At 66.1% G+C, this 8,394-nt stretch carries 8 protein-coding genes; 3 read left to right on the forward strand and 5 right to left on the reverse strand.

Annotated features, from left to right (window positions below; all coding sequences use genetic code 11):
* A complete protein-coding gene (locus ACESL9_RS09675) occupies positions 1-1,035 on the reverse strand; it encodes an NAD(P)/FAD-dependent oxidoreductase (RefSeq protein WP_372611442.1) in 1,035 nt (344 codons plus the stop codon).
* A 65-nt stretch (positions 1,036-1,100) separates the two neighbouring features.
* On the opposite strand from ACESL9_RS09675, the gene mnmD reads away from it, so the two are divergent.
* The gene (gene mnmD, locus ACESL9_RS09680) at positions 1,101-1,766 is read left to right on the forward strand and encodes a tRNA (5-methylaminomethyl-2-thiouridine)(34)-methyltransferase MnmD (protein ID WP_372611440.1); all 666 of its coding nucleotides are present in this window, start codon (positions 1,101-1,103) and stop codon (positions 1,764-1,766) included.
* A 1-nt stretch (position 1,767) separates the two neighbouring features.
* Positions 1,768-2,634 carry a DMT family transporter gene (locus ACESL9_RS09685; protein WP_372611438.1) on the forward strand — a complete coding sequence of 289 codons (867 nt, stop codon included), beginning with the start codon at positions 1,768-1,770 and terminating at the stop codon, positions 2,632-2,634.
* Here ACESL9_RS09685 and ACESL9_RS09690 read toward each other — a convergent pair.
* Positions 2,599-4,578, reverse strand: coding sequence for a lytic transglycosylase domain-containing protein (locus ACESL9_RS09690; RefSeq protein ID WP_372674767.1), 1,980 nt, complete (start codon positions 4,576-4,578; stop codon positions 2,599-2,601). The two genes, ACESL9_RS09685 and ACESL9_RS09690, sit on opposite strands and share 36 nt — an antisense overlap.
* Before the next feature lie 158 nt (positions 4,579-4,736).
* Here ACESL9_RS09690 and dapA point away from each other — a divergent pair, with 158 nt between their 5' ends.
* Complete coding sequence (gene dapA, locus ACESL9_RS09695; RefSeq protein ID WP_372611434.1) at positions 4,737-5,612, forward strand: 4-hydroxy-tetrahydrodipicolinate synthase; 876 nt, start codon at positions 4,737-4,739, stop codon at positions 5,610-5,612.
* 3 nt (positions 5,613-5,615) lie between these two features.
* Here the strand turns inward: dapA and ACESL9_RS09700 are convergent, their stop codons facing one another.
* The 3 genes from ACESL9_RS09700 to smpB all read right to left on the reverse strand — a co-directional run bounded on the left by ACESL9_RS09700 (position 5,616) and on the right by smpB (position 8,331).
* Positions 5,616-6,800 carry an aromatic amino acid transaminase gene (locus ACESL9_RS09700; protein ID WP_372611432.1) on the reverse strand — a complete coding sequence of 395 codons (1,185 nt, stop codon included), beginning with the start codon at positions 6,798-6,800 and terminating at the stop codon, positions 5,616-5,618.
* A complete protein-coding gene (gene sseA / locus ACESL9_RS09705) occupies positions 6,800-7,657 on the reverse strand; it encodes a 3-mercaptopyruvate sulfurtransferase (protein ID WP_372611430.1) in 858 nt (285 codons plus the stop codon). The genes ACESL9_RS09700 and sseA overlap by 1 nt, the downstream gene beginning before the upstream one ends.
* A gap of 197 nt (positions 7,658-7,854) precedes the next feature.
* On the reverse strand, positions 7,855-8,331 hold the full coding sequence (smpB, locus tag ACESL9_RS09710; RefSeq protein WP_372674768.1) for an SsrA-binding protein SmpB: 477 nt from the start codon (positions 8,329-8,331) through the stop codon (positions 7,855-7,857).
* Positions 8,332-8,394: the final 63 nt, after the last annotated feature.

An 8,394-nucleotide genomic window follows, 5' to 3' on the forward strand; every position in this document is an offset into this window, starting at 1 on the left:
TCAGAGCGACGCTTCGGGGCGGAACCCATCGGGGATGGTATCGCGCCCGTCGAGCACGAGGTCGGCCATGGCGCGCGCCACGCCGGGGGCCATGCCGAAACCGATCTTGAACCCGCCATTGGCAATGAACTGATCCGGGGCGAGCGGGTGGCGGCCAAGGATCGGCGCGCGGCTCTTGGCGCGGGGACGCAGACCGGCCCATGCCTCGATGATCCGCACACCCGAGAGCACGGGCATGGCGGCAATGGCCCGGGCGATCACCGCGTCAAGCCGTTCATCCGTGCTTTCGGGGCGTTCGAAATCGCGTTCGCTGGTGGAACCGACGGCCACGGTGCCATCCGCGTGCGGGACGATGTGAACGCCGTCGGCAAAGACCTGTGGCCGGTCGCGTGCGTCGAGCGCAAAGAGTGCGGCCTGCCCCTTGACGCCATTGCCCACCATGCGCCCGAGCGCGGCGCTGATCCGGTCGAGATCCCATGCGCCCGCGGCCCAGATCACCGCGCCCTCGTCGCTTGCCCGCGCCGTGACCTCGCCGCCCCTGGCGCGGATCGCGGCCACGAGCGCGCGAACCGCCTGGCGCGGATGGATGCGCGCGGTAAGCGTGTCGTGGATGAGCCAGCCGGTGGGGCTGTGCGGCGCCCAGTCAGCGGTGGTGTCTGCGGCGACCACCCGCCATTCGGCCCGGCCCTGCCATAGATCACGGGCGGTTTCCTCGCGTGCACGGGCCAGCGCGCGCATGTGCTCATCGGGCACCGGCTGGAGCCGCCCGAGGCGCGCGAAACCGGGTGAGAGCCCGCCGGTCGCCTCGACGCCGGCCCAGAATTCCTCGGCTGCCAGCAGGCTTTGCAGTTGAAACGCCTTCTTGTCGTTCCAGTTTTCCGGCACATGCGGCGCCAGCGCGCCGACCACGCCGCCCGAGGCCCCGGCCCCCGGCCCGTTCGGATCGACCACGCGCACGGTCGCACCACGCGCGAGGCATTCCCACGCGATGGAGAGGCCGAAAATGCCCGCCCCGCGGATCGTCACGTCGACCATTGCCAAAGCGCCTCGCTGTCTTCATTGTCCCGCCGGTCACGGGGGTTCTAGGGGATCGGGGCGCAATGGGCCAGAGTGCGGAAATTGAATGGCGCGACGGCAAGGTGCCGGTCTCGGCCCGGTTCGACGATCCGTATTACAGCCTCGACAACGGGCTGGCCGAAACCTGCCATGTCTTTCTCGACGGCAACGATCTTGCTGCGCGGTTCCACGACGGGTTTCACGTGGCCGAGCTCGGCTTCGGCACGGGGCTCAACCTCTTGGCGGCCTGGCGGCTTTGGCGCGGGACCGGACAGGGCGGGCGGCTGCATTTCACCAGCTTCGAGGCGTTCCCTGTGGATATTGACGACATGCGCGCGGCGCATTCGGCCTTTCCCGAACTGGCGGAGGAAAGCTCCGAAATTCTTGATGCGCTCGGGTCAGGTCCGGTGATCGACCTGCCCGATCTGCGGTTCGAGCTGATCGAGGGCGATGCACGCGCGACGCTGCCGCGCTGGACGGGGCGGGCCGATGCGTGGTTTCTCGACGGGTTCTCACCCGCACGGAACCCGGAACTCTGGGGGGAAGACCTGATGCAGGCGGTCGCCGCGCATACCGCGCCGGGCGGAACGGCGGCGACCTATACCGCCGCCGGGGATGTGCGCCGCGCTCTGCAAGCAGCGGGATTCGAGGTGACGCGCCGCCCCGGTTTTGGCCGCAAGCGCCACATGACCACAGCGAGGATGCCCTGAGATGACAGAGCAGAACACCCGCCTTGGGATCTTGTTGATGGTCGCGACCACATTCGTATTTGCCGCGCAGGACGGGATTTCGCGACATCTGGCCGGGGAATACAACGTGCTGATGGTGGTGATGATCCGCTATTGGTTCTTTGCTGCCTTCGTCATCGCCGTGGCCCGGCGCAAGGCGGGCGGGATCGGCGCTGCCGCCGCCACGACGCAGCCCTTCCTGCAGATCTTTCGCGGGCTGCTTCTGGCCACGGAAATCTGCGTGATGATCCTTGCCTTTACCCTGCTGGGCCTGGTCGAGAGCCACGCGGTCTTTACCTGCTATCCGCTTTTGATCGCGGCGCTTTCCGGCCCGATCCTCGGCGAGCGTGTCGGCTGGCGGCGCTGGGTCGCGATCGCGGTGGGGTTCATGGGCGTGCTGATCATCCTGCGCCCGGGCTTCGGGGTGTTCGCCATCGAGGCGGTGGTGCCGCTGGCGGCCGCCCTGCTGTTCGCGCTTTACGGGCTGCTGACGCGTTTTGCGGCGCGGCGTGACAGCACCGCCACCTCGTTCTTCTGGACCGGCACGATGGGGGCGGTGATGATGACCCTGATCGGCATCTGGTCATGGGAGCCGATGATCGCCGGCGATTGGGCATGGATGGGGATTCTGTGCATCACCGGCGCCCTGGGCCACTGGCTGTTGATCAAGACCTACGAGGTGGCCGAGGCCAGCGCGGTGCAGCCCTTTGCCTATCTGCAACTGGTCTTTGCCTCGGTGATCGGGGTGATGATCTTTGGCGAGGTGGTGAAACTGAACGTGGCGCTGGGGGCCGGGCTGATCGTGGGCGCGGGACTATTCACCCTGTGGCGGGAGCGACAGAACGCTTGAGCCCACAAGTTCACGGCTGAACGGTTCAGGGAGCGGATCACGGCCCAGCCGGGCGCGGTAAACGGGCAGCGATTCGGCCACGCGCATCACGTAATTGCGGGTTTCGCTGAAGGGGATATGCTCGATCCAGTCGATCATGTCGATCTCGCCCTTGCGCGGATCGCCGCGCTCCTCCATCCAGCGGCTTGGACGGCCCGGCCCGGCGTTATATCCGGCAGACACCATGACGACATTGCCGTCAAACCGGCGCGCCAGCCGGGCGAGATAGGCACTGCCCAGGGTCGTGTTATAGCGCCAGTCGGTGATCACGCGGCCCGGATCGTAATCGAGGTCAAGCCCACGCGCCACCTCCCGCGCGGTGTCGGGCATGAGCTGCATCAGCCCCTGCGCGCCCACGCCGCTGGCCACGCCCGGGTCAAACTCGCTTTCGCGCCGCGCGATGGCCAACGCGAGCTCCGTGGGCACCGGATGGGCCATGTCCTTCATCGGGTGCAGCGCATAATAGGCCCCGGGCAAGACGACCCCACGGCCTGCCGCGGATTTGCCCAGCATCACGGCAAGGTGTGCGGCCCCGGGATAGGTGGCGCCCAGATCCTCGAGCATGTTGCCGATCTGTCCGATGACCCTGCGGTCCTGGCCGTCGGCGAGTTGCAGGACAAACCACTCTGCCAGAGTCAGGTTGCCCATGGCCAGGGCAAGCTCGACCACCTTCACGAGGTCGCTGCCCGCAAAATCGGCCTGTTGCCATGCGGGGAAATACTCGACCCCCGCAAGTTCGGACTGCACGGCAACCCCGGCCTTTTCGGCCGCCAGCAGACCGTAGAAACTTGTCTGGTGCTCGGCACCTTCGGCATATGCGACCTGCGCGGTCGGGGCATCCTCCAGCGCCTCGTAGGTGCGGCCCAGCCAATAGCCCGCCCGACCGAGCGAAATCGGGGTGTCCACGGCGCCGGTGAAAGCGCGAAAATGCGCGAGTGCGCGGGCCGGATCATCCAGTTGGGAAAGCGCGATATACCCGGCCAGCCATTCCAGATCGGCAAAGGACGCGCCCTCGGTCAGACCATGGTTGGTGGCAATGCGATAGGCCAGGTCGGCGTTGTCGGCCCGCATCTCGCCGCGCGCAAGATTGCGCCGCCACCCGGCCCAGCGGTCCGGCTCGCCCAGCGTGCCGGCGGCACTGCGCTCCAGCAAAAGCGCGATTGCCTCTTCGCGCAGGCCCTTGCCGAGACGCCAGAGGAAGCGCTCGTAGGCAAGTCCGGGGTCGCCCTGCAACACCTCGGGGATGGCTTCGATGAGCGTATCGACATCGCCCGCGCCCGCGCGCAGCCCCAGCCGCGCCTCGGCGAGCGCGCGCCAGCCCTCGTCCACGAGCGGCAGCATGAGGCGTACATCGCTCTCCAAACCGCGCCACAGCGCCATGTCGAGCCGCGCTTCGTGATGCGGGGCAAGCAGATCCGCATGGTTCAGGATGAAGTCGAGATGTTCGTCGGTGCCCAGGTGGAAGCTGCGCCAGGCGAGGACCACCCCGGCCTGTGCGTCGCCCAGGGCACCCGTCGCCGAAAGCGCCCGGGCATGGCGCAGGACACCGCGCCCGGTTTGCGGCGGATGCCCGTCGAAAAAGGCCAGGACCTGCGCATCCGTGGCGGTGGCAAATGCAGTCTCGCTGCGCTTGCGCAAGAGGTCGAGCCCGGGCCAATGTGCATGATCCTCGAGGAAAGCCAATATTTCGGTCGGCGAACCGCGCCCGGCGCGCAGGCGATACCATTCGATCAGTGATATCGCGGAGGGTCCGTCGCGCACGGCGAGTTCGGCCGCGCGATCCCAGTCGCCGCGTTCCGAGGCATGCAGGGCACTGGCCAGCGGACGCGGGGCGCGCGAAGGTTCGGCCATGGCCGTTCCGACCAGCGCGGAAACGCAGAAAATCAACGCAGCCAGCCGCAACATCCCTTGCATTTCCTCGCATGAATCCGGATAGACAGGCCCAGCATAGCGCCCGCGCCCCTGTCTTCAATTCACAAACCCGCAGGCTGGCGCGATTTGCAGCGTCATGTGATCGAACGGAGCCGGGCCAGCCGCCCGCAATTGAAGAAAGGAGCGTCGCCATGTTCAAAGGGTCCATGCCTGCCCTGGTCACGCCGTTCAAGAACGGCGAGCTGGATGTCGAGACGCTCAAGAAGCTGGTCGAGTGGCATATCGCCGAAGGCTCGCACGGGATCGTGCCGGTCGGCACCACCGGCGAGAGCCCGACCCTGACCCATCGCGAGCACGAACAGGTCATCGAGGAAGTGGTGAAGGCCGCGGGCGGGCGGATACCGGTCATTGCCGGGGCCGGGTCGAACAACACCTTCGAGGCGATCCGCTTTGCCAGGCATGCCGAAAGCGTGGGGGCGGATGCGATCCTCGTGGTGACGCCCTATTACAACAAGCCCACCCAGCAGGGCATGATCGCCCATTTCACCGCCGTGCATGATTGCTGTGATCTGCCGATCATCATCTACAACATCCCCGGGCGCTCCGCTGTCGACATGATGCCCGACACCATGGGCGAGTTGGCGAGGCTGCCGCGCATCGTGGGGGTCAAGGACGCCACCGGCGATCTGGCCCGTGTGCCGCTGACGCGGATCACCTGTGGCACGGATTTCATCCAGATCTCGGGCGAGGATGCGACCGCGCTGGGCTTCAACGCGCATGGCGGGGTTGGCTGCATCTCGGTCACCGCCAATGTCGCGCCGAAGCTGTGTTCGGAATTCCAGGAGGCGACGCTGGCGGGGGATTATGCCGCGGCTCTCGGCTATCAGGACCGGCTGATGCCGCTGCATGTCGCGATCTTCCTCGAACCGGGGCTAGCGGGTGCGAAATACGCGATGTCGCGGCTGGGCCTGTGCAGTGACGAGGTGCGCCTGCCGCTGACCACCGTGTCCGAGGGCGTCAAGACGCGCATCGACGATGCGATGCGCCATGCCGGGTTGATGAACTGAGTCTCAGATCCCGACGTCGAGGATCGCGCGGGCGAGGATCGGCACGGTGCGGTCGTTGAGCCCGGCGATGTTCATGCGCGAATCGCCGATCATGTAGATACCGTGTTCGCTGCGCAGACGCTCGACCAGCTCGGGCGTGGTGCCCAGGAGGCTGAACATGCCGCGATGCTGTGCGAGAAAGCCGAAGCGGTCACTGCCCGACAACTCGCGCAGCTCGCCCGCCAGCGCCTCGCGCAGGCGGAGCATCCCGAGGCGGGTGTCCTCCAGTTCGGCCATCCAGTCGGCGCGCAGCGCATCGTCGGTGAGGATCATCGTCACCACCCGTGCGCCATGGTCTGGCGGGAAGGAATAGTTCATGCGGTTGAGCGCGGTCAGGTTTTCCTGTGCCAGCGCCTTCGACGCGGGTTCGTGGGCCACCGCCATCAGGATGCCGGTGCGTTCGCGGTAGACCCCGAAATTCTTGGAACAACTGGCCGCGATGAGCGTTTCGGGACAGGACGCGGCCACCAGCCGCGTGGGCGCCGCGTCGGCATCGAGGCCGTCGCCAAAGCCTTGATATGCAATGTCGATCATCGGCACGGCCCCGGCGGCATTGAGCCGCTCGACCACCTGCCGCCATTCCGGCAGGGTCAGGTTGGCGCCGGTCGGATTGTGGCAACAACCATGCAAAAGCACCACGTCACCGGCGCGCAGCTGGCCCAGATCCTCCATCATCCCGGCAAAATCCACCGCGCCGGTGCCGCGATCGAAATAGCGGTAGGTGACGTTCTCGATCCCGAGATAGTCGAGGATTCCGATATGGTTGGGCCAAGTCGGATCGCTGACGAAAACGCGCGCCCCGGGGTTGGCCATCAGCATCAATTCGAATGCCTGTCGCACCGCGCCGGTGCCGCCCGGCGTGGCCACGGCGGCCACCTGCGCGCGTGGCACCGCATCACCCAGAACCAGCGACGCCATCGCATCGGCGAAAACGGGATCGCCGGCCAGGCCGACATAAGCCTTGGTATCCTGTTCTTCCCAAAGGGTTTTCTCGGCGGCCTTGACGGCGCGCATGACCGGCGTCACGCCTTGGGCGTTCCGATAGACGCCGACGCCGAGGTCGATCTTGTCCTCGCGCGGATCCTCGCGGAACATGTGCATGAGCTGCATGATCTTGTCGACGGGCTGTTGCGACAGGGCGTTGAACATCACGCCTCTCCGGTCTCGACTGGCAATGTGGGAAAGGCCCCCCATTCGGACCAGGAGCCGTCATAAACCGACCAGTCCTTCTTGCCGATCCGTTCGAGCGCAAGCGACACGACGCAGGCGGTGACACCCGACCCGCAAGAGGTTATCGCAGGCTTCGTGAGGTCCACGCCGACCGTGTCGAAGATCGCGCGCAGCTCTTCGGGGTCTTTCATCGTCTTGTCCTCGTTGAGCAAATCCGGGAATGGCACGTTCTTCGAGCCGGGGATGTGACCGGGGCGCAGGCCGGGCCACGGTTCTTGCTCGGTGCCTGCGAAACGGCCCGCGGAGCGCGCGTCAATGATCTCGTGATCGCCCAGCTTGGAGGCGGCGGAAACCTGTGTCACGTCCTTGACGAGCTGGTTCTGACGCCGCGCCGTCATGTGGCGGTCGCGGATCACCGGGGGCAGGTCCTCGACCTCGCGCCCCTCGGCCAGCCATTTCGGGAAACCGCCATCGAGCACGGCGACATCCTCATGCCCCATCAGGCGGAAAAGCCACCAGACCCGGGCGGCGGTTTGCAGCCCCAGGGTGTCATAGACCACCACCTGGTGCCCGTCTCCGACGCCCAAGGCCCTGAGACGGCTCATGAATTTTTCGACCGGCGGGGCCATGTGCGGCAGGTCCGAGCGCGCGTCGGCAATGTCGTCGATATCGAAATAGCGCGCGCCAGGGATGTGCGCGGCCGCGTATTCGGCCTTTGCATCGCGCGGGTCGCCGGGCATGTACCACGTCCCGTCGATCACCCGCAGATCAGGGTCCTTGAGATGGGCCGCGAGCCATTCGGTCGAGACCAGGGTTCCGGGATCGTCTTGCGCCATGTTTGCCCCCCATGCGGTTCACGCCATGACTAGCGCGGGGGGGCGAAACTGACAAGGCCGGACGCCGCGGCGGCCCGCTGTCACGGGAGGCGGGATTATTCCGCGATCACGGCACCGCACGGGCCATTCTGCCGGGGAAATCCTGTCAATGTATGAACCACGCGGACGAGGTTGGGAAGGATACGCGAATCGTCGCGCTATCCCCCGTGGCGCAAGAGGCGCTGTTTCTGGCGGTTCCAGTCGCGCTTGGCCTCGGTCGCGCGCTTGTCATGGGCCTTCTTGCCCTTGCCGATACCGATCTTGATCTTGGCGATTCCGCGGTGGTTGAAATAAAGCACCAGCGGCACCAGCGTCATCCCCTTGCGCTGGGTCGCGTTCCAGAGGCGGGCCAATTCCTTGCGTGAAACCAGTAACTTGCGCTTGCGCCGCTCTTCGTGGCCAAAGGTCTTGGCCTGCTCGTAGGGCGCGATATAGCTGTTGACCAGCCACAGTTCGCCGTTGTCCACATGGGCATAGGCTTCGGCGATGTTGGCGCTGCCCTGGCGCATCGACTTGACCTCGGAACCTTGCAGGATGATGCCGCATTCGAGATCTTCCTCGATCGCGTAATCGAAGCGCGCGCGGCGGTTTTCCGCGACCACCTTGTAATTGGGATTGGTTTTTTCCTTGGCCATAACCGGCGTTTTCTAACGTCCGGCGGGGCGACTGTCGAGGGGAAGGTTAAGGTGGCGTGCCGC

Origin of the sequence: Aquicoccus sp. (assembly GCF_041686535.1) — a bacterium.
Taxonomy (GTDB): Bacteria; Pseudomonadota; Alphaproteobacteria; order Rhodobacterales; family Rhodobacteraceae; genus Aquicoccus.